Source organism: Thermococcus sp. M36, assembly GCF_012027355.1.
Lineage (GTDB): Archaea > Methanobacteriota_B > Thermococci > Thermococcales > Thermococcaceae > Thermococcus.
The window spans coordinates 1-501 of record NZ_SNUH01000123.1; the positions used below are offsets into that span (position 1 = coordinate 1).

Below are 501 nucleotides of genomic sequence, written 5' to 3' on the forward strand. Positions count from 1 at the left end.
ATATCAAAATGCCAATCATCTCCTTCTTTTAAAACCTTACCCATAGTTTGTGCCGTTGTATTACCATTGGGCAAAGCATAAATAATTAACTGTGTTGTCTTCTTTTTATTGAATGAAGATGGATAATCAACTGTAATAGTTACATCATTTCTGAAACGAAATGAAAACAGAGAATCTTTTGAAGCGAAGCTTTTGATTGTTAGAGTAAGATGAAATATAAAAACGAAGATGAACTTCATGCTATAAATATCCTAATCTGCTAAACATTCTTTTAAACTTTCTTTCCAATTTTTAATTTCGATACCGAAATCTTTGGCAATGGCAGCTTTACTCATTGCTGTGTAGAAAGGTCTTTTTGCAGGTGTTGGATATTGTGAAGAAGGAATGGCGTTTACCTTACAACTCAAGCCGGATAAGACTTGTATTTCATTAGCAAAATCATACCATGAAATAATTCCTTCATTACTGTAATGATAGATGTTAGATGACTGATGACTGATT

General features: G+C 32.1%; 2 protein-coding genes. Both read right to left on the minus strand.

The genetic code is table 11. The annotated features are described in order from the left end of the window. Positions 1 to 239: hypothetical protein (locus tag E3E36_RS12985; RefSeq protein WP_206203655.1), on the minus strand; the 239-nt coding region annotated here is incomplete at its 3' end. 12 nt (positions 240 to 251) lie between these two features. Beyond that, positions 252 to 501: sugar nucleotide-binding protein (locus E3E36_RS11615; RefSeq protein ID WP_167895552.1), on the minus strand; the 250-nt coding region annotated here is incomplete at its 5' end.